Source organism: Martelella lutilitoris, from assembly GCF_016598595.1.
Lineage (GTDB): Bacteria > Pseudomonadota > Alphaproteobacteria > Rhizobiales > Rhizobiaceae > Martelella > Martelella lutilitoris_A.
On sequence record NZ_CP066786.1, the window covers coordinates 3,525,952 to 3,549,376 of the forward strand.

General features: G+C 61.8%; 21 protein-coding genes. 6 read left to right on the plus strand and 15 right to left on the minus strand.

Annotated features, from left to right (window positions below; genetic code table 11):
- Positions 1-4 precede the first annotated feature (4 nt).
- Genes ubiV through ubiT form a run of 3 tightly spaced genes read right to left on the minus strand, consistent with a single transcriptional unit; the run spans position 5 to position 2,406 of the window.
- Positions 5-916: a ubiquinone anaerobic biosynthesis protein UbiV gene (gene ubiV / locus JET14_RS16885; RefSeq protein ID WP_200334998.1), complete on the minus strand. Its 912-nt coding sequence runs from the start codon at positions 914-916 to the stop codon at positions 5-7.
- A gap of 12 nt (positions 917-928) precedes the next feature.
- Positions 929-1,906 carry a ubiquinone anaerobic biosynthesis protein UbiU gene (gene ubiU, locus JET14_RS16890; RefSeq protein WP_200335000.1) on the minus strand — a complete coding sequence of 326 codons (978 nt, stop codon included), beginning with the start codon at positions 1,904-1,906 and terminating at the stop codon, positions 929-931.
- Positions 1,897-2,406 (minus strand): ubiquinone anaerobic biosynthesis accessory factor UbiT, encoded by a 510-nt coding sequence (gene ubiT, locus JET14_RS16895; protein ID WP_200338145.1) that lies wholly within the window; start codon positions 2,404-2,406, stop codon positions 1,897-1,899. The genes ubiU and ubiT overlap by 10 nt, the downstream gene beginning before the upstream one ends.
- 106 nt (positions 2,407-2,512) lie before the next feature.
- Between ubiT and JET14_RS16900 the strand changes: the two genes are divergently transcribed.
- On the plus strand, positions 2,513-4,006 hold the full coding sequence (locus tag JET14_RS16900) for a UbiD family decarboxylase (RefSeq protein WP_200335002.1): 1,494 nt from the start codon (positions 2,513-2,515) through the stop codon (positions 4,004-4,006).
- 18 nt (positions 4,007-4,024) lie between these two features.
- Here the strand turns inward: JET14_RS16900 and JET14_RS16905 are convergent, their stop codons facing one another.
- The 11 genes from JET14_RS16905 to JET14_RS16955 form a co-directional block, all read right to left on the minus strand.
- Positions 4,025-4,777 carry an ABC transporter ATP-binding protein gene (locus JET14_RS16905; protein WP_200335003.1) on the minus strand — a complete coding sequence of 251 codons (753 nt, stop codon included), beginning with the start codon at positions 4,775-4,777 and terminating at the stop codon, positions 4,025-4,027.
- A 20-nt stretch (positions 4,778-4,797) separates the two neighbouring features.
- Positions 4,798-5,631 (minus strand): sulfate ABC transporter permease subunit CysW, encoded by an 834-nt coding sequence (cysW, locus tag JET14_RS16910; protein WP_200338146.1) that lies wholly within the window; start codon positions 5,629-5,631, stop codon positions 4,798-4,800.
- Positions 5,632-5,649: 18 nt separating this feature from the next.
- On the minus strand, positions 5,650-6,507 hold the full coding sequence (cysT, locus tag JET14_RS16915) for a sulfate ABC transporter permease subunit CysT (RefSeq protein ID WP_200335004.1): 858 nt from the start codon (positions 6,505-6,507) through the stop codon (positions 5,650-5,652).
- A 327-nt stretch (positions 6,508-6,834) separates the two neighbouring features.
- Positions 6,835-7,842, minus strand: a complete 1,008-nt coding sequence (gene cysP, locus JET14_RS16920) for a thiosulfate ABC transporter substrate-binding protein CysP (RefSeq protein WP_200335005.1) — start codon at positions 7,840-7,842, stop codon at positions 6,835-6,837.
- A gap of 324 nt (positions 7,843-8,166) precedes the next feature.
- A complete protein-coding gene (locus JET14_RS16925; protein ID WP_200335006.1) occupies positions 8,167-8,601 on the minus strand; it encodes a hypothetical protein in 435 nt (144 codons plus the stop codon).
- Between the two features lie 392 nt (positions 8,602-8,993).
- Complete coding sequence (locus tag JET14_RS16930) at positions 8,994-10,268, minus strand: helix-turn-helix domain-containing protein (protein ID WP_200335007.1); 1,275 nt, start codon at positions 10,266-10,268, stop codon at positions 8,994-8,996.
- A gap of 87 nt (positions 10,269-10,355) precedes the next feature.
- The gene (locus tag JET14_RS16935; RefSeq protein WP_200335009.1) at positions 10,356-11,489 is read right to left on the minus strand and encodes an ABC transporter ATP-binding protein; all 1,134 of its coding nucleotides are present in this window, start codon (positions 11,487-11,489) and stop codon (positions 10,356-10,358) included.
- A gap of 29 nt (positions 11,490-11,518) precedes the next feature.
- Entirely contained in the window at positions 11,519-12,946 is a 1,428-nt protein-coding gene (locus JET14_RS16940) for a sulfatase-like hydrolase/transferase (protein WP_200335011.1), read from the minus strand.
- Positions 12,947-12,956: 10 nt separating this feature from the next.
- On the minus strand, positions 12,957-13,796 hold the full coding sequence (locus tag JET14_RS16945; protein ID WP_024708646.1) for a carbohydrate ABC transporter permease: 840 nt from the start codon (positions 13,794-13,796) through the stop codon (positions 12,957-12,959).
- Positions 13,789-14,697, minus strand: a complete 909-nt coding sequence (locus JET14_RS16950) for a carbohydrate ABC transporter permease (RefSeq protein WP_200335013.1) — start codon at positions 14,695-14,697, stop codon at positions 13,789-13,791. Before JET14_RS16950 ends, JET14_RS16945 begins: the two co-directional genes overlap by 8 nt.
- A 1-nt stretch (position 14,698) precedes the next feature.
- A complete protein-coding gene (locus JET14_RS16955; protein WP_200335015.1) occupies positions 14,699-16,048 on the minus strand; it encodes an extracellular solute-binding protein in 1,350 nt (449 codons plus the stop codon).
- 218 nt (positions 16,049-16,266) lie between these two features.
- Here JET14_RS16955 and JET14_RS16960 point away from each other — a divergent pair, with 218 nt between their 5' ends.
- Genes JET14_RS16960 through JET14_RS16980 form a run of 5 tightly spaced genes read left to right on the plus strand, consistent with a single transcriptional unit; the run spans position 16,267 to position 22,240 of the window.
- Positions 16,267-17,232: an ROK family protein gene (locus tag JET14_RS16960; protein ID WP_200335017.1), complete on the plus strand. Its 966-nt coding sequence runs from the start codon at positions 16,267-16,269 to the stop codon at positions 17,230-17,232.
- Positions 17,229-17,807, plus strand: a complete 579-nt coding sequence (locus tag JET14_RS16965) for a D-sedoheptulose-7-phosphate isomerase (RefSeq protein ID WP_200335019.1) — start codon at positions 17,229-17,231, stop codon at positions 17,805-17,807. Before JET14_RS16960 ends, JET14_RS16965 begins: the two co-directional genes overlap by 4 nt.
- Complete coding sequence (locus JET14_RS16970) at positions 17,800-20,298, plus strand: alpha-mannosidase (protein WP_200335022.1); 2,499 nt, start codon at positions 17,800-17,802, stop codon at positions 20,296-20,298. Before JET14_RS16965 ends, JET14_RS16970 begins: the two co-directional genes overlap by 8 nt.
- Before the next feature lie 2 nt (positions 20,299-20,300).
- Positions 20,301-21,188, plus strand: a complete 888-nt coding sequence (locus JET14_RS16975) for a dihydrodipicolinate synthase family protein (RefSeq protein WP_200335024.1) — start codon at positions 20,301-20,303, stop codon at positions 21,186-21,188.
- 29 nt (positions 21,189-21,217) lie between these two features.
- Entirely contained in the window at positions 21,218-22,240 is a 1,023-nt protein-coding gene (locus JET14_RS16980; RefSeq protein ID WP_200335026.1) for a LacI family DNA-binding transcriptional regulator, read from the plus strand.
- Between the two features lie 84 nt (positions 22,241-22,324).
- Here JET14_RS16980 and JET14_RS16985 read toward each other — a convergent pair whose 3' ends face one another.
- The gene (locus JET14_RS16985; protein WP_045680305.1) at positions 22,325-23,119 is read right to left on the minus strand and encodes an IclR family transcriptional regulator; all 795 of its coding nucleotides are present in this window, start codon (positions 23,117-23,119) and stop codon (positions 22,325-22,327) included.
- Positions 23,120-23,425: the final 306 nt, after the last annotated feature.

The following is a 23,425-nucleotide window of genomic DNA, read 5'->3' on the forward strand; positions in this document are numbered from 1 at the left end:
CCTTTCAGGCGTCGGCTGCGTATCCCACCAGCGCCGCCCCTTCACGACCGTAGAGAAAGCCGTTGGAAAGCGGGACATTCGGATAGATCGCGTTAAGCCGCGCCTTTGCCTCCCTGGCATCGATCCGGCCGTCGAGCGCGGCGCGATACACCTCGGCGACCGCCGCCATATCGCAGTCCTGGGGCGAAAGCCGGAAACGCCGGATACCCGCCCGCCGCAGTTCGTCCAGCTCGCCGATCAGCGACTGGCAGGTGTGCGACATGGTCTGGACCCCGTTGAGGCTGAGGAACGGCTGGCGATCGAGCGTGCGCACGTCAAGTCCGTCAGGCTCTTCGCCGCAGACGAAACTGCAATTGTCCTTGATCTTGCCCTTGGAGCGCGCATGGGCGCATCGGGCGGAGATCGCCAGCGGTACGCGGCCGAAAGCGAAGACCTCGAGTTCGATCCCCGGATCGTCACCGGCGATGGCCGCAATCGAGCTCATCGGCAATTCGGGCGGCAGGCAGAGCGCGGTCGCGCCCCGCGTCTTCAACAGCCGCGCCGTGGCGCCATTATAGACATTGACCAGCGGGCCAACCGTATGCGGCCTGCTGTCGAGATACATGAAGGCGGAGAGATCATTCACCTCGATCAGCCGGTCGGTCTCTTCGGCGATTGCGCGCAACTTCTTCGTCTCGCGCATCAGCGTCACCAGCGCATAGGTGGAGATCACCACTTCCTTGCCGGCGGCCTCCAGTCGTTCGATCACTTCGTCCATATGCGGATCGATGAAATGCTGGCGCTTGGAACAGACCGTCTCGCCGACAATGATGCGGGAGACCGGCGCTTCGTCGGCGATGCGGAAATAGAAGTCGCGCCATTTGGGACCGTCCCAGAGATAATAGACAGGGCCGAGCGTGAGTTGCGTGTTGGTCATGCGATCTCCTCCTTATCGCCACTTCTTCTCATAGGCGCCCGATGTCGTCTTCTGCCCTTCCGACAGGCCGCGCAGCCCCGAAAGAAGCGCGGCCCTTCGTTCCGGCTCGGCATCGAGCGCGGCCTTGAGCGTTGAAACGACTTCGGCCACATAGGCCTTGCCGCGCTGGCGCCCTTCGATCTTGAGCGCCGAAACCCCTGCCGCGCGCAGCGCATCGATCTCGCTCATGACATCGAGCGAGACCGGATCCTCGAACGCATAGCCACAGGCCTCGCCGATATCGAACCGGCCCTTGCAGAGCGTCGGGTAGCCGGCGGGCTCGCCCTGGCCGAAACGGTTGATCGTGTAACCGCCGAGCTCGGAGACCATCTCGTTGCCCTCCCGGCGGTAACGCACGTGGCTTGCGGGCGAGCAGACGCCATGCATGTTCGGCGACTTGCCGGTGGCATAGGAGGAGAGCGAGCATCGCCCCTCGGCCATGACGCAGAGCCCGCCGAAAACGAAGACCTCGATCTCGCAGTTGACGGCCCTCGAAATCCCGGCGATGTCGCCAATCGTCAGCGTGCGGGGCAGCACCACCCGCTTGGCGCCGAAAGCCTGGACCAAAAAGCTGATCGCGTCCGCATTGGAGGCCGAGGCCTGCACCGAGACATGAAGGCGCTGCTCGGGCAGATTTTCCGCCACATAGGCCATCAGCCCCATATCCGCCAGGATCAGGGCGTCGGCGCCGAGCCTCGAGGCATCCCGCGCGCCCTCGTACCAGATATCTTCCGCCCCGGCGCGCATGAAGGTGTTGAGCGCGACCAGAACCTTCGTGCCGTGACGGTGGGCATGGGCGATCGCCTCGCCCAGTTCCTCGCGCGAGAAATTGAGGCCCGGAAAGTTGCGCGCATTGGTCTCGTCGCGGAAACCGCAATAGACGGCGTCCGCGCCGGCATCGACGGCGGCGCGAAAGGCGGAGGGGGTCCCCGCGGGGCAGATCAGCTCCATGAACGCGGCTCCTCGAACAGAACCTTGCCGCGGATACGCGCCGCCGTACGGGCAACGACCGGGGCGAAGGGACCGGCAAGCGTCGAAAGATCGGTCGGCAGGTCGATGTCGCAGTCATCAAGCGCGTTTCTCAGCGCCAGCATGGCTTCCATGTCGCCCGAGATCGCCAGGTCGCGCGAGAAGAACAGCGCATCGCCGTCCAGCCGGCCTTCCATCAGCGCCAGCAACATGAAGAACGGCCCTTCGACGGACGCATCGGCGCCATCTGCCGCATCGCCGCGCAGCACGGTCACCTCTTCATCCGCGGGCGCGACGACGAAGACGAAAGGCAGGTCGATCGGCCGAAAGGCGTAGCGCTTGGACTTGTGCTCGCCCAGACGTTCGAACAGGCCGGGGTGGCGGCGGACCAGCCGCTGCAGCAGCATGTTGGCGGTGCGCTCGGCAATCGGAACCGGCACAAGATCGAACGGGATTGCGAGTGCTGGCGGGAATCTCATCAGTTCTGCCTTTTGTTAAGCCGCGATGGCTGCAAACTATCGGCAGCGGGGCTGCTTCGATTTGAGCTAGCGCAAAGACCCGAGCTTTTGCGAACGTCAATGAAACAACATGAAAAAAGACACGCCGCCGCACCGTTATGACGGGCTCCAGGACTTCCTCGAAACGCTTGAACGCCGTGGCCGGCTGAAACGGATTACAAGGCCGGTCGCGCTGAAACACGAAATCACGGAGATCCACAGGCGGGTGCTCGCAAAAGGCGGCCCGGCGCTGATGTTCGAAAAGCCGGTGGACGATAACGGAAGAATCAGCGCGATCCCGCTCGTCACCAACCTCTTCGGAACGCGCGAGCGGATCGAATGGGGGTTCGGTCTGGCCGAAGGCGGAATCGGCGAACTGGCCACGCTTCTGAGCGAGCTGAAATCCCCCCATCCGCCGGCAAGCCTGAAGGATGCAATGGGAAGCCTTCCGCTTCTGCGCTCGGCGCTTTCGCTTGGCGTGAAGGAAGAAAGCCGTCCGCCCTGCCAGGAGATCGTCTGGCGCGGCGCGGATATCGATCTTGGCCGCCTGCCGGTGCAATGGTGCTGGCCCGGCGAACCGGCGCCGCTCGTCACATGGCCGCTGGTGATCACCCGCGAATGCGCGGGCGCCGGCCCCGCCAATGTCGGCGTCTACCGCATGCAGGTGCTCGGCCGGAATCGTCTGATCATGCGCTGGCTCGAACAGCGCGGCGGCGCAAAGCATTTCCGCTCGTGGAAAAAAGACGGCAAGGACATGCCGGTGGCGATTGCCATCGGCGCGGATCCGGCCACGATCCTTTCCGCTGTCATGCCGCTGCCGGAGGACATGGGCGAACTCGATTTCGCCGGTGTGCTCAGAGGCCGCAAGACGCGTATCGCCCCTGCCCTCACCCAGCCGCTTTCCGTGCCCGCCAATGCGGAAATCGTGCTGGAAGGCACGGTCTCAGTGACCGAGGAGGCCGATGAAGGTCCCTACGGCGACCACACCGGCTATTTCAATGCGGTCGAGCGGTTTCCCGTCGTCACGCTTTCGGCCATCACCATGCGCAAAAAACCGGTCTACCTGTCGACCTTCACCGGACGCCCGCCGGACGAACCCTCCGTGCTGGGCGAAGCGATGACGGAGCTCTTCATCCCGCTGGTCAGGCAGCAGTTTCCCGAGATCACCGACATCTATCTGCCGCCGGAGGCCTGCTCCTACCGCGCCATCGTCGCCTCGATCGACAAGCGCTATCCCGGACAGGCCCGGCGGGTGATGATGGGGCTCTGGTCGATGCTCTCGCAATTCAACATGACCAAGCTGATCATCATCGTTGATCCCGACATCAATGTCAGACGCTGGGATGATGTGATGTGGGCGCTTTCCACCCGTTTCGACGCCTCGCGCGACACGCTCATTCTGGAGAGCACGCCGGTGGACTATCTCGACTTCGCCTCGCCCAAACCGGGGCTCGGCGGCAAGCTCGGCCTTGATGCAACGAACAAGATCGGTCCGGAAACGAGCCGCGAATGGGGCGCGGTGTTGACGATGTCGGAGTCGGTAAAGGGCAGCGTCGACCGGATGTGGCAGGAGCTGGGGCTTTGAGGGGAGCGGGGCGGCCGATCAGATTCCGGCGCCCTGGTTTTCGTAGTTCGCCATGCCTTCCAGAAACTCCGCAACGAAGGGGCTTGCCGGCGAGCGGACGAGTTCCTCCGCCGTTCCGAACTGCTCGATCCGGCCTTCCGACATGACGGCGATGCGATCGGCGATCTCGAAGGCCTCCTCCTGATCGTGGGTCACCAGAATAGCGGAAATGCCCACCCGCCGTTGCAGCTCCAGCAGCGCCGAACGCAACCCCTTGCGGATCTTGGTATCAAGCGCGGAAAACGGCTCGTCCAGCAGAAGCAGGCGCGGCTCGATGGCCAGCGCGCGTGCAAGCGCCACACGCTGGCGCTGACCGCCGGAAAGCTGCGAGGGATAACGGTCTGCCAGATGGCCGATCTCCGCCATGTCGAGCAGCGTTTTCACCCGTTCGCCGATCTCCGAGCGTGACGGGCGACGCCCGCGCGGACGCATCTTCAGCCCGAAGGCGGTGTTGTCGGCGACGCTCATATGCTCGAACAGCGCATAGCTCTGGAACACCATGCCGAAGCGGCGCAGCCGCGCCTCCAGCCCGGTAATGTCCTCGCCCTCCATCGATAGCCTGCCGCTGTCGGCAAACTGCAAGCCGGCGATGATCCGCAGAAGCGTGGTCTTGCCCGAACCCGAAGGCCCCAGAAGCGCGACGAATTCGCCGGGGGCAACATCCAGGTTGACGGCATCCAGTACACGATTGCTGCCATAGGATTTCGATATGTTTTCGATCTCAAGACCCATGATCGGTCTCCCGGTTGAACTCAGTGCACATGTGGATGCCGCGCCTCGATCACCGATCGCAGGATCAGGGTGAGAACGGCGATCACGGCAAGGATGGTGGCGGCGGCGAAGGCGCCTGTCACGTTGTAATCATCATAGAGAAGCTGGACCTGCAGCGGCAGCGTCATGGTTTCTCCGCGAATATTGCCGGAAACGACGCTGACCGCGCCGAATTCGCCGATGACGCGGGCATTCGCCAGGATCGCGCCATAAAGCAGCGCCCAGCGGATATTGGGCAGCGTCACATAGAAGAAGGTCTGCCAGCCATTTGCGCCGAGCGTCAACGCCGCCTCTTCCTGATCGCGCCCGGTAATCTCCATCAGCGGGATCAGTTCACGCGCGACGAAGGGGCAGGTGACGAACAGCGAGACCAGAACGATGCCGGTCAGATTGAACATCAGCTGCACGTTCCACTGGTCGAGGAACCCGCCGACAAGCCCGGTCGAGCCATAGACGAGCAGATAGCAAAGACCGGCCACGATCGGCGAGATCGAAAACGGCAACTCGATAATGGTGACGAGCGCGCGACGCCCGGGAAAGCGGAACCGCGTGATCGCCCAGGCGGCCGAGATGCCGAAGACGATGTTGACCGGCAGCGCGATCAGCGCCGTGATCACCGTCAGCCTTATCGCATGCAGCGTTTCCGGCTCGTTGATGCTGGCGACATAGGCACCGATCCCTTCGGAAAAGGCGCGGACGAAGATCGCAAGGCTCGGCAGGCCCATCACCAACGCGGCAAAGGCAACGGCGATGATGACGAGCACGAAACGCCGCGCCCGGCGGCGGCGCACCAGGGCGCGAACCTGCGGATGCATGGTCTCAGTCGCCATTGCTCAGACTCCCCTCTTCAGATGCCGTCCGGCGCGACCGGTCGCGATGTTGGCGGCAATCAGCACCGCGAGCGCCAGCAGAAGCAGCGTTCCGGCAATCGCGCTTGCGGCGGGGAAATCATATTCATCGAGGCGGATCATGATCAGGAGCGAGGCGATCTCGGTCTTGTAGGGCATGTTGCCGGCGATGAAGATCACCGCGCCGAATTCGCCCAGCGAGCGGGCGAAGGCAAGCGAAGCACCCATGATGAAGCTTGGCCAGAGCTGGGGAAAGATGATGTGGCGGAAGACCTGAATGTCGCTGGCGCCCAGCGTCTGCGCGGCCTCTTCCAGATCAGTGCGCAAGCTCTCCATGACCGGCTGAACGGTTCTGACCCCGAAAGGCACGGAGGTGAAGGTCATGGCGATCGCGATGCCCCACCAGGTATAGGCGACCTTGATGTTCATCTCCGCCAGCAGCATGCCCATCCAGCCATTGCGGTCGTAGAGCGCGACGAGCGCGATGCCCGCAACGGCCGTCGGCAATGCGAAGGGAAGGTCTATCAAGGCATCCAGCAGGCGCTTGCCCGGAAATCTGTAGCGCACGATCACCCAGGCGAGCAGCAGGCCGAAACAGGCATTGAATACCGTTGCCGTCAGCGCCGCCGAGATCGTTACCCGGAAGGCGGCAAGCGTACGGTCCGACGAGATAATACGCCAGTAATCGCCAAACCCGAGTTGCCCGAGCTGGAAGAACAGGGCGCTCAGCGGCAGCAGGATGATCAGGCAGGTAAACAGCAGCGTGACGCCAAGTGTCAGCCCGAAACCGGGCATGACGCTGCGGTTCGCGCGCCTGTTTGCAATCGGCATGGTGAAAGTCATGATGGCCTTTGGAAGGTGATGCCGAGGGTTCTAGCAATTACTGTGTGACGGTGCGCTGTTGACAGGTCACCGGAGAAGACTTTGCCACAAAAACGGTAAAACAGATCAGCCGCCATCCGACAATCGACTTTTCGACAGATCCCGTATCTATCAACGTGTCATGCTCGGGCTTGACCCGAGCATCCAGGCCGCTCGGAAAGCCTTGCCTGGACCCTCGGGTCAAGCCCGAGGGTGACGCGTGGCGGGAGCGGGGTGCGATATGCCACTGAACGCCAGAACAGCGCCGCCCTGCAAGTGTGTCAGACGGCGCTCCTCACCAAGTTCGATTTACCGCGCTGCCTGGATCTGGTCCAGCACGCCGCCGTCGCTGAAATGGGTTTCGTTGGCCTCACCCCAGCCGCCGAAAATCTCTTCCACCGTCACCAGCTTCACCTCCGGGAACTTGTCGGCATATTCGGCCTTCACTTCCGGATTGTGGACGCGGTTGTTGAAGGAGGCGACGATTTCCTGGCCTTGCTTGCTGTAAAGGAATTCGAGATAGGCGTTGGAAACGTCGACAGTACCGCGTTCTTCGGCGACCTTTTCGACCACGGCAACCGGGAACTCGGCCAGGAGCGAGATCGAGGGCACGACGCGCTGATATTCATCCTCGCCATACTGGGCGCGGATGTTTTCGACTTCCGCCTCGAAGGTGATCAGCACGTCGCCGATGCCGCGCTCGACAAAGGTCGTTGTTGCGCCGCGGCCGCCGGTATCGAAGACGGCGACATTGCCCAGAACATCGCCAACGAATTCGCGCGCCTTGGCATCATCGCCATCAAACTTTTCGAGCGCATAGGCATAGGCCGCCAGATAGGTGTAGCGGGCATTGCCCGAGGTCTTCGGATTGGGAAAGACGAGTTGAACATCCTCGCGAGCGAGATCGTCCCAGTCCTTGATGTCCTTCGGATTGCCTTCGCGCACCAGGAAGGCCGGCAGCGAGTAATAGGGCGATGCATTGTTCGGCAGGGCCTGCTGCCAGTCCTCGGCGACGAAGCCGTTGTCGGCGAGAATCTGCACGTCGAGCACCTGATTGAAGGTCACGAGATCGGCCTTCAGCCCCTGAAGGATGGCGCGGGCCTGCTTGGAGGAGCCCGCATGGGACTGCTTGATGGTCACATCCTGCCCGCTCTCGTTTTTCCAGTACTCGGCGAAAGCCGGATTGATCGTCGCGTAAAGCTCGCGCGCGATATCATAGGACACGTTGAGGATTTCCACCTGTTCCTCGGCCTTTGCGGGCGCACCGGCGGTCAGGAGGAGAGCGGCGCCAAGCGCGGCGAAAAGTGTCTTTTTCATTGGGAAACCATTTTCTCGTGTTTCGAACTGTGGCGAAATCTAGAAAAGTTGATCCCCCAATCCAAGAAAACCGTTCGCCTCAATGCGCGTTGATTGGAAAATTAAATTCAATCTTTTGCGATTTGCCGTCCGTTGTTTCCGCGCAGATGCGCGCGGGTTGCGCAAGCGCCGGCCAGCCCCCTGACCTGCTCCCCCGGACCGGCTGCCGGAAGAACGCCTCTGCCCGCGACCGCCCCGACAGCCGAGGACGGACGAACCGGAGCGCCCTGAAAAGAAAAGCGGCGCATGGCAGTGATCTCCGGTCGAGCGACGCTCTCATGCAGATCATCGCCATGCGCCCAAAACAGCGAGTTTCGGTTCCGCCTTCGGCCGGTCTTGAGGACCGGTGCCGGCAGAACCTACTGCTCGTATTTTCTGATATTCATAGGTTATGAAATGGCGTTTTTGAATTTCTACTGAAATAAATCGTAAAACAGCATTGGTAATAAAAATAACAGGAAGACAAGAAAGAAAAAACAGAACAACCTGAAAGGCCAGCGCCAATTGTAAACAGGCGTTCCTTGATAACACCGCCCGCAGGAAGATGCCCCGAAACGTAGTCGGTGCCCACAGGAACAGGTAAAAAGGCGCAACGTCTTTCGGCCGGAAGCGCTGGATCTTGACGGCTGGAATCTGGCGTTGAAAGTCATGTTTCTGATGGGTGCACGAAGGTGGGCCCGCGGCCACGGCCTGTCCGTTCGACGTCAGTAAAAGGCGCACGCCCGAGGCGCCGGGCCGACGGGATGACGGTGAAACCTGACGGGCTGACGCCAGGCGCGGCGACGCAATCGAGAACGGCGGCGACGCCCCGTGGTCCGGAGGGATGCGCAAAATGCAATTCGGCATCCGGTGGGAAACGCGCGGCGTCGCCCCTGTCCAAAGTCTGGCAATTCATATCGTCTGCCCCTGATAGCCATGAGTTTGCCTAGAGCGCCGTGCTTTCCGAAAATCGATTCCGATTTTCGGGCCGATGCGCTGGAGCACCGGGAATCGCTGCCCGGTGGATCGATTTCCTGACTAAAGGAAGGAAAACGCCATGTATCGCTCGCACGTCCCTAATCATATGCCGAACGTCCTGAAATGGCTTTTCCGGCACCAAGGTTCGGTCGGCGTCAGGGACGCGTGAACCATTCGGACCAGACATATTTTGTCGCGGGTGAGGTTGTCACCGGCGCCGCGGCTGCATGTCGCTGCCGCCGAGCCTCCCCCGGCGTCATTCCGTATTGTCGGCGAAAAGCCCTGATGAAGGCGCTTTCGGACTGGAACCCGACCGCCGTTGCGATGATGTTGATATTGGGTTGCGGCGCCAGCGGATCGGTGAGCTTGTGATAGGCTGCGGCCAGGCGCCGCTGACGCACGAAGGCAGCGACCCCGCCATGGGGTTCGAAATGGGCATAGAGGCGGGTGCGCGAGACGCCGAACCGGGCGGCGATGTCCTCAACCGTCAGCTTGTCGCTCTCGAGGTTGTCATCGATATGCTGGCGCACGTCCTGCATCAGGCTGTGCCGCAACAGAGCCTTCTGGTCACAGGTAAGATCGCTGCCTCCATTGATAACGGCAGCGAGGAAATGAACGAGTGCCGAAAAAACCCGGGGGCCATCCTGCGCCTGCATGGCGGGAGCCATGCGATAGACTTCCGTCACGTGCGAGCGGAACAAGCGGGCGAGCGGCATGTCGCGGCGGACGCGACGATAATGCAGCCCATCGGGATCATGCAGCAACGGAGCAAGCCGGTTGCGCGGAACCGCAAGCGCCATGAGGTCAAAGTCCTCGTTGACGGTATCAAGCGGCTCGGCATTGTCGAAAATGCAGATGTCGCCGGCGTCAAGCGTGATATCCCCGCCAGGCGCGCGGGCATGGCACCGCCCTCTTCGGAAAATCTGAACCATGTAATTGTCGATGCCGTCACGGCCGATCTGCGTGCGGCTGCGGGCGAAGGCCTGCCGAACGCTCATGCAGCGCCCCAGCGTGCCGATCCCGAGCATGAAACTGTCCACCTCAACCCGAAACGGATCACCGGCCCCCTGATCCAGAGTGGGCACGTAAAGCTGGCTCATGGCCTCCCGCCACTGGCCGTAATCGGTGCTCGAAAAGAAATCGCGCGGGACTAAATCCTCACCTGCCGGCTTGGTTCTGGTCTCTTCTGGCAAAAGCGTCTCCCCCGGTGACGGCATGACTGCCGACGCATATTCCCTCTCCCCCCAATTTGAGGAAAGATAAACCCAAGTGCAAGCGGCCCCGGCGTTCGGCAGGCCGCAACCGTTTGGGAAAACGGGCGACAACCGGCTTTGCCCGCGACGTGTTCGATCCATGACGGCATGTCGATGACGGCGCATAGGCACTCGAAAGCAGTAAGCATTGGTACACTGCGGATTCCACTCCGCCATCACACCGCTTTTTCCAACGCTTTGAAAAGACCGTACCGCGCTGCAAGAGAGACCTCCCGTCAGCCAAACGCAATAGAGGCTTCGTGTTCAAGCTGAGCGAAATCCATCCACGCCGCCCAACACTTTCGGACGGTTGATCCTGGAAAACGCCGTACCTCTATCATCAAAGAGATGCAAAGCGTCCGGCTGAAAGGTAACAGGGTATGCGCCCCCGCGGCTCCAGAACGTATCACCGCTTGCTTTCACCATCAGCGACTGCCCCCCTGCCCCCTGCAACTGCAGCATGGCATGATCGCCAATATTCTCTGCAACCTCGATAGCGCAGGCAAAACCACCAGCATCGCCAGCGGGGTCGATATGTTCCGGGCGGATGCCGATCGTCACCGCGTCGCCGGTGCGCGTATCAGAAGCAGGGCGAACCGGCACGGAAACCCGGGCAAATCCGGGAACCTCCACAATAATCGCGTCGGCTTCCACGGCGGCGATGGTCCCTTCGAGAAAGTTCATCTTCGGCGAACCTATGAAGCCCGCAACGAACAGGTTTTGCGGCAAGTGATAGAGCTCCAGCGGGGTGCCCACCTGCTGCACATCGCCATGGTCAAGCACCACGATCCGGTCGGCAAGCGTCATCGCCTCGATCTGGTCGTGGGTCACATAGGCCATGGTGGTGCCAAGGTCGTCATGCAGTTTCGACAGCTCGAGCCGCATGTGGACGCGCAGCGCCGCGTCAAGGTTCGACAGCGGTTCGTCGAACAGGAACACCTGCGGGTCGCGGACGATCGCCCGACCGATGGCGACGCGCTGGCGTTGACCGCCCGAGAGTTGACTGGGGCGCCGTTCCAGCAGATGCTCGATGTGCAGAATGCCGGCCGCCGCGCGCACCTTGCGGTCGATTTCATCCTTCGGGCGCTTGGCGAGCTTGAGGCCGAACGACATGTTTTCGTAGACGGTTTTGTGCGGATAGAGCGCATAGGACTGAAACACCATGGCAATGCCGCGCGCCTTGGCCGGAATATCATTGCAGCGCTTCTCCCCGATCAACAGATCGCCGCCGCTGACCTCCTCCAGCCCGGCAATCATGCGCAGCAGCGTGGATTTACCGCAGCCGGAAGGGCCGACAAAAACGATGAACTCGCCGTCGCGCACCTCAAGGTCAATGCCCTTGATGACTTCCAGCGCACCGTAGGACTTGCTCAGATTTTTCAGGGTAAAGCCGGCCATTGGTTTCCTCCTCGGCTGTTTCGCGTCTGTCAGGGCCGCGCGTCGAAGACAACGCCATTGCCGGTGATGAACTGGTTTGAATAAGGGTAGAAATGCTTCTCGAAGGGCATGCGCGGGGTGGCGGCATAGCGCACGGCGAACTCCTCCGGCCTGAAAAAGGCCTCGGCCGCCGCCCGCAGATCCGCCTTCAGCGCCGCCTCTCCCGGCGCCCGGGAGAGATCGTTCCACTCGTCGGGATCATCGGCGAGGTTGTAGAGCTCCTCGCAGCCGTCCAGGTAGAGGCAGTATTTCCAGTCGCCGCGGCGCAGCATGCAACCGGCGTGGTCCGGCTGCTTCAGTACGGCGCTCTCGCAGAAAAGGTTCCGCTCCGGCGGCCCGCCCCCGGCAAGAACCGGCGCGAGGTCCAAGCCTTCCAAACCCTCGGGCGGAGAAATCCCCGCCGCGGCGCAAAGGGTCGGGTAAAGGTCTATCAGTCCGGCAAGCGCATTCGTCCGGCTCCCGGGCTCTGCCACGCCGGGCCAGCGGATAATCAGCGGAACACGGGCGGAATCCTCATAGAAGACGGTCTTCTGCCAGAGCCCCCGCCGCGCCGCCATCTCACCGTGATCGGAGGCGTAGATGACGATCGTATCCTCGAAGAGACCGAGATAGTCGATCACATCCAGAAGCCGGCCGACGGCATCGTCGACCCATTCGACGCAACCGTAATAGGCAGCCAGCGCCCGGGCATTCACCGCATCATCGCCCCGGTGATGCGCCGTGCCGCTCGCCGCTGCCGCTTTCTGCACAAAGGCGGGCGCGCGGGTAAGCCAGTCGGGGTCATAGTCCGGCAGTTCCACCCTGCCCGCGAAACGCTCGAAGAAGCGACGCGGCGGGTTGATCGGAAAATGCGGTTTGTCGAAATGGACGGCCAGAAAGAACGGCGCATCTCCCGGTCGTCCCGCATGGCCCTGCAGCCATTTGGCCGCCTCGCTGACGCAGATCTCCGTTTGCGTCATGGCAAGCGGAATGCCCGACGGGCCGGCATCGCCTAGAATATCGCCGAGACCGGATTCGTTTGGGTGGCGGGCGGGATCCGGCTGGTGAGCCTGGCCGTAGAGATCGCCATAGGGGCGTTCCTGAAAGCCCTGGAATTGCTCGCCGTTGAAATGCGTCTTGCCCACAAGCGCCGTGCGGTATCCGGCGTCGCCGAGCGCGCGCGCCAGCGTTGGGCCGTTGGCGGGCAGGATGTGGCGGTTGTCGTAAATGCCGGTCGTGCGGCAATATTTCCCGGTCAGAAGGCTCGCCCGGCTGGGCACGCAGAGCGGGTTCTGGCAATAGGCATTGTCGAAACGCATGCCGCCCGCGGCCAGGCGATCGAGCGACGGGGTTTCGACCGGCGTCTCCGCGCAATCGCCCATCGCACGCACGCTGTGCTGGTCGGAAAACAGGAAGAGGATATTGGGTTTCTTCTGCATGACGTCTCCCTCAGGCCTTGACCGCGCCGCCGAGCCGGAGTCCGCCCTTTTGCAGCGGCTTCTGGATCAGGAAATAGACGAGCAGCGTGGGCGCCGTATATAGCAGCGCGAAGGCGGCGAGCTGGCCATACATGGCCTCCCCATATTCCCCGAAGAAACTGTAGAGCGAGACGGCCATCGGATAATTGTCGCGGCTTTGCAGCAGGATGAAGGGCACGAAGAAATTGCCCCAGTTCTCGATGAAGGACAGAATGAAGATGGTTGCGATCCCCGGCGCCAGGAGCGGCACGACGATATAGGCAACGCCTTCCATGCGGGATGCCCCTTCCGTCCACGCCGCCTCTTCCAGATCGGTCGGAATGGCATCCATAAAGCCCTTCATCAGCCAGACCGCAAAGGGAAGCTCCGCCGCCGTGCGGAAGACGATGACGCCCGCAAGCGTATCGACGAGGCCGATATGGACGAACATCACATAGATCGGCACCATGATGGCGGTGATCGGCAGCGCGCTGGCAAAGACGATCGTGTAGATATACTGCTTTCCGTAGCGCAGCCTGTAGCGCGACAACGGATAGCCGGCGAAGAGCGCGAGGATGACCACCAGGCAGGACGTCCCGGCCGAAATGATGACGCTGTTCATGAAGGGCCGGATCGCGACATCCTCCGTCAGGATCGCGCCGAAATTCGTCAGGCTCCAGCGGGCCGGCAGTTGAATGGCAAGCGTCGCCTCGGCATCGAAGGCGGCCAGCACCATCCACACCATCGGCACGACGAAGGCGATGGCAACGAAGGTGAGCGCGATATCGGCGGCCAGCCGGTCGCGGGTCTTGGCCTTGGCGAGATTAGCCATTGCGCGCTTCTCCCACTTTGAACAGACGGACATAGATGAGGGAGGCGATGACGCCGAAGCCGAGCAGCAGGACGGCGATTGACGAGCCGTAGCCGATAAGGCCGAAATCATAGGCCTGATTGTACATCAGGAGCGGCAGCGTTTCCGAGCGCGTGCCGGGCCCGCCCGCCGTGGTGATCCAGATGATACCGAACACGCCGAGCGTGTTGAGCGTGGTCAGCACTACATTGATGGCAATCACCGGGCGGATGATCGGCAGGATGACGCCGAAGATCGATTGCATGCGCCCTGCCCCGTCGATCTCGGCGGCTTCAAGCACTTCGCTCGAGACATCCTGAAGCGCCGCGGAGTAGACGAGCATCGAGAAGGCACAGCCGCGCCAGATGTTGATGATGATCACCGCGGCAAGCGGCGCCGTCAGAAGCCATTGCTGGTGGGCAAAGCCGAAAATATCGAAAATCTGGTTCATGCCGGATTCGTCGCCGCGCAGGAATGTGTACCAGAGAAAGCCCGCAACGACTTCCGGCACCACCCAGGCGGTGATGACGATGACCGAGGCAAGGCTCTGGATGGCGGGCGTCGCCATTTGCCGCACATAGGCAATGCAGAAGCCGACAATGTTCTGCCCGGCAACGGAGAGGCCGACGAACACCGCCGTCCGCCCGAGCGCCGCCCAGGTGCGCGGATCGGTGAACAGGTAGTAGTAGTTCTCGAAGCCGATGAAGGCCGGATTGCGGGCCGCATAGCCCGACAGTCCGAGATTGGTCATGGATGTGTAGATGGCCCAGATGATCGGCACCAGAAAGAAGGCGACGATCATCAGGGTGGCCGGGGCAAGCGGCACAATGCGCATCAGCACTGCTGCCGGCCCTTGGCTCGTTCCGCTTGCCCCTTGCGCCATGTCAGTTCGCTTTTTCGACGTTCGACGAGCCGGCAAGGCGGGTGAGCTGGCGGTCGAAGCGGCCGGCGGCGTCTTCGACGCTGTCTCCGCCCACCGTCACGGCCTCCATCGTCTCCTGGATGAGGGAGGAGACCTGCGGATAGATTTCCAGCGCCGGGCGGAAATTGGTCACCTCAACCAGCGAGGAGAAGAAACCGGCGGTCGGATTGGTTTCGAGATAGGTCTCGTCCGCGATGACGTCCTTGCGCACGCCGATCGATCCGGCGCGAATGGCATAGGTCAGGCTGTTTTCGAAATTGGCGACCGTGGTCATGAAATCGAAGGCGAGATTCTTGTCCTCGGTCTTCGGGCTCATGGCGATGGTCCAGCCGCCGGACATGGAGGTGAAGCCGTTGCCCTGGCCATTCTGCGTCGGAATCTTGGCCATGCCGAGCGTCTCGTTCCACGCCGCCCAGGGCGCGGTGCCGCCCTCGATCCAGCGCGCCCAGATCCAGTTGCCGTCGATGAACATGGCAACCTTGCCCTCGGGCACGCGCTGTTCGACCAGAACGTTCTGGAAGCTCGAATCCTGAAGATCGGTATCGGACACGAGATAGCCGTTGTCATAGGCGGTCTTCAGAAAGGCCAGCGCATCGCGGAAGCCCTTCGAGCCGACGACCCATTTCTGCGTTTCCGGATCGAAAAGCGTTGCCGAAAGCCCGCCCGGCGTGCCGGAGATCAGGTTCATGAGACCCCGCATCGTGCTCGCCTCGTTGCCGGCCTTCGTCACATAGATATTGATCGGATCGACGCCGGGGAGGTTTTCCTTCACCTTGGCCGCGGCATCGAGAATGTCCTGCCAGGTCTTCGGCTGCCAGTCAGCCCCCACTCCGGCCTTTTCGAGAAGGTCCTTGTTGTACCAGATGGCCTGGGTGTCGGTGCCGAGCGGAATGCCGTAAACCTTGCCGTCGACGAAAGACTTGCCGTTCTGGACCGCGATCTGGGAGAACTGATCCCACTCGTCCCATCCGGAGAGCCGCTCGTCCAGCGGCTCGAGATAGCCCGCGGCGGCATCCGCGGTAATCTGGAAACCATCCTCATAGATGATGTCTGGCGCCGTCGATGCCGACTGGTTCATCAGCGAAACCTTGGTGTAGTAGTCGCGCGCCGACGAACTGATCGCGTTGAGCTCGATCGTGTCGCCGGGGTGTTCGGCTTCGAATTCGGCCTTGGCCGCCTCCATGACCGCCGACACATAGGGCGATTCGCGATAGACAACGGACAATTCCTCCGCCTGCGCCAGGGCAGGTAGACCACAGGCAAAGCCAGCGGCCAGCAGCGTTGACAGCTTCAATTGAGCACGCAAGTTCATATTGTTTCCTCCCTAAAAGACCTGCAAACGATATCACATATTTTTCGCTGGTCAACAAAGCCTCTCACCAAATTTCACGCTCTATCCGCAAATTCCGCCTTAAAACTAGCCTTTTATGGGACTTCTCTTTGACGTATTGACTAAATTTGAGGCGCGTGCCAATGATGTGGACATGCAATCGTTACCAGATAAGTGATATGGCAGAACAAAGAGACACTATGACGCCCGTCGTCCTGGCGGTGGATATCGGGGCCACCAAGATCGCCGTCGGCCTCGTGCATGCCGATGGCGCAATCGCCTTTCAGTCTCGCGAGCGCTCGCCGGTCAGGGCGGCGCCGAGCCTGGCGCTGATCGAGCGGCTCGGCAGGGCAGCCGAGGCCCACGCCAGAAGGAACGGGCTCGCCATAGAGGGAACGGGCATCGCCTGCGGCGGACCGCTCGACCTCGAAAAAGGCTTGGTCCTGTCCCCGCCCAACCTGCCGGACTGGGATCGCATACCGCTGACAGAGCAGATGGAAACCAGCTTCGGCGCGAAGGCCTATCTGCAGAATGACGCGGCGGCGGGCGCAATCGCCACGGCGCTCTGGGACAATCCCGACGCGGTGAGGGACGTGACCTATATCACCGTGTCTTCGGGGATTGGCTGCGGCGTCATCACCGATGGCTTTCTTTATACCGGCCACACCGGCAACGGGTCGGAGCTCGGCCACATCCCGCTGATTTACGATGGCCGCACCTGTAACTGCGGCCTGACGGGGTGTTTTGAAGCCTATGTCTCGGGAACATCGATCGGCAAGCGCTATACCGAGGCCAAAGCCAAGGGCATGGCGACGCCGAGGCCCTATTCCGCGCGCAATGTCGCCGATGCGGCGCTTGCCGGCGACGAGGAGGCCCTTGCCTTCTGGCAGAGTTCGATGGGCATGCTTGCCCGTGCGGTGCGCGCGGCGGCCGATCTGTTCGATCCCGCCCTGCTGGTGATCGGCGGCGGCGTGACCGAGGCCGATGGAGAGCTCTTCGCGCCCGCGATGGCGCTCGTCGGCAGCAGCATGGCCGCCAGCGTCGGTCAACGACTGACGGTGCGCAAAACGGGCTTCGGCCGCAATTCGGGCGTCGCCTCGGCGGCCGCCGTCGCATGGAACGAAATCGGCAGCGCCACGGGCGTCAAGGTGAGGATCAGAGAATGACGGCAAGCCTGGAAGAGGAGATGGCGGCCCATTTTGCCATGGACGCGGAAATGCGGACTCGCCTTCCCGATATCATCGCCATCGCTGACGCGATCTGGCAGAGCGTCTGTGCGGGCGGCTGCGTCTATGTGTTCGGCAATGGCGGTTCGGCCGCGGAAGCGTTGCATTTCAGCGGCGAGCTGATCGGCCGCTACAAAACCAACCGGCGCCCCCTGCCCGCGACCTGCCTCTCCGCCGACGTTTCGGCGCTCACCTGTATCGGCAACGACTTCTCCTTCGATGCCGTTTTCGCCCGCCAGGTCACGGCCCTTGCCGGACCGCGGGATATCGTCATTGCCTTTTCCACCAGTGGCCGGTCGGAAAACATCCGTTCAGGACTTGCCGCCGCCTGGGCAAAAGGGGCCAAAACCGTTCTCTTCACCGGCCAGAACGGTGCCGAAATCGCGAAGGATTGCAGCCTCGCCTTCATTTCACCCCACACGATGACCGCCCGCATTCAGGAAATGCACCAGCTTGCCATGCACCTGATCTGCGCCCGTCTGGAAACACTCGTCGCGGAGAGCGAAAATGTCTGAGCAGAAATCGCGTTTTGCCGCCATTCACATGGTCGGCCATGCCCATCTCGATCCCGTCTGGCTGTGGCGCTGGACAGAAGGCTATCAGGAGGCCCGCGCGACGCTGACAGCAGCCGTCGCGCTTCTTGAGGAATTCGAGGACTACGTCTTCACCTTCGAACAGGTCGCGGTCGTGGAGTGGATCCGCGAGAGCGACCCCAAGCTTTTCTCCCGGCTTCGCGACCTCGTCGTTTCCGGGCGCATCGCCATGGTCGGCGGCTGGTGGGTCGAACCGGACTGCAATCTGCCGAATCTCGAATCCTTCGTGCGCCAGGGTCTGATCGGCCAGCGCTATCTGCTTGAGCATTTCGGGGGCATCGCCAATGTCGGCCTCAATGCCGACCCCTTCGGCCACTCCGCGGCCCTGCCACAGGTGCTTGCCGGCCACCGGATCGCCTCTTACTGCTTCCTGCGCCCCGGCCCGCACGAAATCGACATGCCGCACACGCTGTTTGAATGGCAAGGGCTGGGCGGCGCCTCGGTTGCCGCCTACCGGATCCCGCATGAATACTGCACGACGGCGGAAAACGTCGACCGGCATATGGAATCCGCCATCAGCAAGATCGGCGCAGCGCTTGAGGACGAGGCCATGGTCTTCTATGGCGTCGGCAATCATGGCGGCGGCCCGACCCGGCGAAACCTGAAGAGCATCGAGGCGCTTGATGCAGACGGCCGGTTCGGCAGATTGATCATGTCCGGCCCCGACCGCTTTTTCGAGGAGCGCCGGAACAGCGGCAAGCCCATGCCGGTTCACGAGGGCGAGCTGCAGCGCCACGCCGCCGGGTGCTACGCGGCCTTTGCGAAGATCAAGCAGATGAATCTGAAGGCAGAAACAGCCCTTCTGGAGGCGGAGCGCTATGCCACGCTTTCCGCAGCCACACAGGGAGTCTCCTACCCCAGCGAAAAACTCGACGAGGCATGGAAGACGCTGCTCTTCAACCAGTTCCACGACATCCTGCCCGGAAGCTCGATCCTTCCCGCCTGCGAAGACGCGGTCCATGCCCTTGGCGGCGTGATCGCGACGGCGGACAGAGTCACCAACCGCGCCCTGCAGATCGCGGCCCGCGACGTCGCCATACCGGCAGACGAGGAAACACAGCCGCTCATCGTCTTCAACCCGCATCCGTTCGAAGCCGAGATCACCGCGGAACTGGAACTATCCTTCCTGCCGGGCAACTGGATTGTCAGCGCCGAGGATGGCGAGGAAACGCCCTGGCAGAAGATCAGGGCCGATGCCACCATCCGCGAGGAAGACATCTTCCGCGACCGCTATCGCGCCCGCATTGCCTTCCCCGCCAGGGTGCCGGCCTTTGGCCACAAGCTCTATCGCGTGCGCAGGACCGATGCGCCGCAAGCCATACCGCAGTTCCAGGCACGCGCTCACGGCACCACCATCGAAAACGCGCATCTGCGGGTGACGATCAACCCGCAGACCGGCTGGCTTGACGAATTCGTCACTCTTGCCGACGGGCAGGATCTTGCCCCTGCCAAAGGCGCCATCCATACCGTCGTATCGGCCGATGGTTCCGACACCTGGGGCCACCGGGTGGAGACCTATGTGGGCCAGGGCCGCCAGTTCGAAGTCGAGAGCATCCACATCGAGGATGCCGGCCCCGTTCGCGCCTCGATCCGGGTCAATGCCCGCCTCGGACGATCGCGCCTGAGCGAGCTCTTCGTGCTCGACAGCAATGCCCGCTCGCTCGAAATCCGCACCGAAATCGACTGGCATGAAGAACTGCACCTTCTGAAGCTGCGCTACCCGACGGCTGTTTCGGCCGATACGGCCCGCTACCAGATGCAATATGGCTATGTGGAGCGGCCCGCGGACGGTCTCGAATATCCCGGCCAGCGCTGGGTCAGCGTCGCCGGCGCGGATGGGAAGCGGATAAGCGTGATCAACAATGCCAAATACGCCTATGACTGCGTCGACGGCGATATCGGCATCACCGCCGCGAGAAGCCCTGTCTTTGCCTGGCATGATCCCCGCGAGCTGCGTGACAACGAGCATTATAACTACCAGGATCAGGGCCTGCAGCGCTTCAGCGTCCGGCTCCTGCCCCAGACGGGCGATGATATGGACGAGGCGAGCCGGCTCGCCGAGATGATGGTCATGCCGCCCCGGGTGATGATGGAAAGCTTCCATCCCGGAGACATGCCCGCGACGCGCGGGCTGATTTCCGGCCTTGAGGAAACGCCCGGCCTGCGGCTGACGGCGCTGAAACCCTGGGAAGATGATCCCTCGACGACCGTGATGCGCTTCGTCAACGACACGTCCGGCCCGATCGCGGCCCGGCTTGGGCTTGACTTTGCCGGCGGCCATCTGCTTTCGCTCGCCCTCGAACCTTTCGAAATCCGTACGCTGGCCGTCACGCGCTCCGGCGAGATCATCACCCTCGATCTTCTCGAATTCGAACCCGACCGCAAACTTCACCTCCTGTCCGAAGGGATCTGACCATGGCCCGCCAACCCGAAATCTGGCCGCCTCTCCTCACCCCGTTTCTCGAAAACGGGGAGATTGATTTTGATGCCATTCAGGGCCTCGTCGATTTCTATGTCGCGCGCGGCGTTTCCGGCCTGCTGGTCACCGGACTTTCTGCCGAACCGCTCACGATGAACGATGCCGAGCGCGCCGCGGTTATCAGGGCCGCTGTCCGCGCGGTTGCGGGAAGGGTTCCCGTCGCCGCCTCGGTGTTTTGCAAGGAAGGCGAAGGCTGGCCTGAGGCAATTGCGCGCGTAAGGGCGATCGGCGGCGTCGATTGCGCCGTGCTTTTGACCGGACATCTGGTCGCGGAGGGCGAAAGCGACGAGGCTTTTCTCGCATGCCTTGAGGCAATCATCGCAGATAGCAGCGGCGATCTCGGTCTCTACGAGGCGCCCCGCCCCTACAAGCGGCTGATCTCGGACAGGGCTCTTGCCTGTGCGGCTGAGAGCGGACGCTTCATCTTTTTGAAGGATACATGCTGCGATCTTGCGCGAATCAAGAGCCGGATCGAGATTGTCGGCGGCAGCCGGCTGAAGCTTATGAACGCCGAGGTGGCAACATTTCGGGCCTCGTTCAAGGCCGGTGCGGACGGATTCTGCGGTCTCATGGCCAATGTGTTTCCGGACATGCTTGAGCGGGCGGCGACCGAGGAGACCGATGCGCTCTCACTGCTGCTGACTGCCGGAGATATGGCCCTGGAGCAGAGCTATCCCGGATCTGCCAAGGCACTGCTCAGCGAAAATTATGGGGTCGGCCTGACCAGTTTCTCACGCGTTTTGGGGCGGCTGACGACGCGCAGCGACTGCACCGGTCTTTTCGCTCTTGATGAATACTTCAACAGATACCAGAAAACGCGCTAAAAGAGCATTTTTGATGAGGCACGTACTCCATGGCAGATAAGCGCGTCACGATCGGCGATATCGCGGAGGCGGTCGGTCTTTCGACCTCGACCGTCTCGCGCGCGCTCAGCGGCAAAGGCTATGTCGCGGCAGACGTCAAGGCGCGCATCGTCGCGGCGGCGCAGAAGATCGGCTATGTGCCCGACCTCAATGCCCGCAATCTCAGGCAGGGCTCCAGCACACAGATCGGCCTCGTGGTCTCGAGCATTCTGGACCCTTTCTATGCCGAACTTGCAACCGGTTTTCAGGAGGTTGCGCGAGCAGAGGGCTATGAGGTCATCCTGATCATCGATCGCGCCGATCCGAAGGAGCAGAAGGCGGCAGTGAAATCGCTGATCGCCATGGGTGTTTCGGCAATCGCGATCACGCCGGTCTCGGCCGAAGCGGTGGCGAGCGTGCGCGATTTCGGCCGACCGGTCCTGCAGATCGACCGCTCCGTCAGCGACGACAACGCCCTTGTCGCAGGCGACAACCGGGCCGGCGGCAAGATGGCGACCGAACATCTGATCGGCTTCGGCCATGAACGGATCGCACTCCTCATCGATCACGACGAGTGGACGACGGGGCGCGCGCGCATCGAGGGCTGGCGCGAAGCCTTCACGGAGCGCGGACTTGCCGTGCCGGACGACCTCATCTTCAAGCTCGGCTCCTCGGATGTAGAGATTACCGCCGGGCTCGACCGTTTTGTTGGCGCGCTGAAATCAAGGTCGATCACCGCGATCTTCTCGGCTAACAGCGTCGTCTCGCAACGCCTTTACGTGGCGCTTGGCAAGCACGGAGTGCGCGTTCCAGAAGATGTCTCGGTGGTGGCCTATGACGATGCGCTCTGGATGACGATGGTGACCCCGACCATCAGCGCCGTCAGCCAGCATGTCGAAGAAATGGGCCGTCATGCTGCGGAATTGCTCATCCGACAGATCGGCGCGGGCCGCAAGGGCCCTTGGCCCGTTCGTACCTTTGTTCAACCGAGCCTGATAGCGCGCTCCAGCGTGCTCGCTCTGCATAGCGGGTGATGATCGAGCCCCAGGCTCTGACGCGGCAAAGACCGTGAGCGACGATACCGGCAAACCGCAGGCGCCGAAACACCGGCCGGCCGCTCAGTCGTGCCAACCAAGGCGCTGGGAGATCACACGCGCCTGATAGACGACGATCTTGGCCAGATCCGGGATTTCGTTTTCGGGAATCTGCCAGGCCGGGCCGTTGACGCTGATGCCGGCGAATACGCGGCCGTTCTGATCGTGGATCGGAGCGCCGAGACATCGCAGTCCTGGCTGATGCTCCTCATTGTCCACGGCATAGCCCTTCTCGCGAATTTCGGCCAGAGCCCTTCGCAGATCATCGGGATCGGTCATTGTCTGGTCGGTGTAGCGTGACAGGCCCGCCGCAATCACACGCTCGACGGCGTCTTCCGTCTGAAATGCGAGGATCGCCTTGCCGATGCTCGTGCAATGCACCGGCGCGTTCTCGATCATGCCCGCTTTGGTATGGCTTTCGTTTCCGGTCCCCACACGATGGATGACAACGGCCTGCATTCCATCGAAAACAGCCAGATGAACGGTCTGGCCGGTCATGTGCTGAAGAGATTCCATCATCGGCCGGGCTTCTCGGCGCACATCGAGATTGGCGAGCACGATATCGCCGAACTCGAACAGACGGAGCCCCAGGCGATAGCTGTCACGTTCCCTGTCCTGATCCAGAAACCCGACCTCCCGCATGGAAGCCACAAGCCGGTGCGTCGTGCTCTTCGGAAACCCAGTCCGCTGGCATATCGTCGCAAGCGACAATGCACGGTCGTTGACCGAAAAGCACTCCAGGATGCGCACCACCTTCGACAGCGACTTCAACCCCTCGTCGCCTCTGCTTTTCCCCCGTGCTGTCTGATCGTCTTTCATGATTACCCCCAAAAGCGCTCCCTGAATCCGCTTGCCATAATAAGGGATTCAATCCTGCTATACGGAACATCTAAATCGTTTCAGACTCAAGATAGATTCAGAAACGAAGAAATTGAGAGACACCATAACCGATCTTCCTCACGCCGTAAATCCCACTATTCGGAACGTGATTCTTTTTTTTGGGATTTAAGTTGACAGACTTAGTCTCTGGTGAGAGCATTATTTCGCGGTACAGCGTTCCATTATGCGGTATTGCTAAAGGGAGGTTTGATCTGACGTTCAACGCCATTGCGATGTGGCGGGACC

What these genes read in the sequence shown, in the direction of transcription:
- JET14_RS16985 (WP_045680305.1), bottom strand. Translation starts at nt 23,119, where the DNA reads ATGAAAGACGATCAGACAGCACGGGGGAAAAGCAGAGGCGACGAGGGG.
- JET14_RS16960 (WP_200335017.1), top strand. Translation starts at nt 16,267, where the DNA reads ATGACGCCCGTCGTCCTGGCGGTGGATATCGGGGCCACCAAGATCGCC.
- JET14_RS16955 (WP_200335015.1), bottom strand. Translation starts at nt 16,048, where the DNA reads ATGAACTTGCGTGCTCAATTGAAGCTGTCAACGCTGCTGGCCGCTGGC.
- ubiU (WP_200335000.1), bottom strand. Translation starts at nt 1,906, where the DNA reads ATGGAGCTGATCTGCCCCGCGGGGACCCCCTCCGCCTTTCGCGCCGCC.
- cysW (WP_200338146.1), bottom strand. Translation starts at nt 5,631, where the DNA reads ATGCATCCGCAGGTTCGCGCCCTGGTGCGCCGCCGCCGGGCGCGGCGT.
- cysT (WP_200335004.1), bottom strand. Translation starts at nt 6,507, where the DNA reads ATGACTTTCACCATGCCGATTGCAAACAGGCGCGCGAACCGCAGCGTC.
- JET14_RS16970 (WP_200335022.1), top strand. Translation starts at nt 17,800, where the DNA reads ATGTCTGAGCAGAAATCGCGTTTTGCCGCCATTCACATGGTCGGCCAT.
- cysP (WP_200335005.1), bottom strand. Translation starts at nt 7,842, where the DNA reads ATGAAAAAGACACTTTTCGCCGCGCTTGGCGCCGCTCTCCTCCTGACC.
- JET14_RS16980 (WP_200335026.1), top strand. Translation starts at nt 21,218, where the DNA reads ATGGCAGATAAGCGCGTCACGATCGGCGATATCGCGGAGGCGGTCGGT.
- JET14_RS16975 (WP_200335024.1), top strand. Translation starts at nt 20,301, where the DNA reads ATGGCCCGCCAACCCGAAATCTGGCCGCCTCTCCTCACCCCGTTTCTC.
- JET14_RS16965 (WP_200335019.1), top strand. Translation starts at nt 17,229, where the DNA reads ATGACGGCAAGCCTGGAAGAGGAGATGGCGGCCCATTTTGCCATGGAC.
- ubiV (WP_200334998.1), bottom strand. Translation starts at nt 916, where the DNA reads ATGACCAACACGCAACTCACGCTCGGCCCTGTCTATTATCTCTGGGAC.
- JET14_RS16900 (WP_200335002.1), top strand. Translation starts at nt 2,513, where the DNA reads ATGAAAAAAGACACGCCGCCGCACCGTTATGACGGGCTCCAGGACTTC.
- JET14_RS16930 (WP_200335007.1), bottom strand. Translation starts at nt 10,268, where the DNA reads ATGGCGGAGTGGAATCCGCAGTGTACCAATGCTTACTGCTTTCGAGTG.
- JET14_RS16935 (WP_200335009.1), bottom strand. Translation starts at nt 11,489, where the DNA reads ATGGCCGGCTTTACCCTGAAAAATCTGAGCAAGTCCTACGGTGCGCTG.
- JET14_RS16905 (WP_200335003.1), bottom strand. Translation starts at nt 4,777, where the DNA reads ATGGGTCTTGAGATCGAAAACATATCGAAATCCTATGGCAGCAATCGT.
- JET14_RS16940 (WP_200335011.1), bottom strand. Translation starts at nt 12,946, where the DNA reads ATGCAGAAGAAACCCAATATCCTCTTCCTGTTTTCCGACCAGCACAGC.
- JET14_RS16945 (WP_024708646.1), bottom strand. Translation starts at nt 13,796, where the DNA reads ATGGCTAATCTCGCCAAGGCCAAGACCCGCGACCGGCTGGCCGCCGAT.
- JET14_RS16950 (WP_200335013.1), bottom strand. Translation starts at nt 14,697, where the DNA reads ATGGCGCAAGGGGCAAGCGGAACGAGCCAAGGGCCGGCAGCAGTGCTG.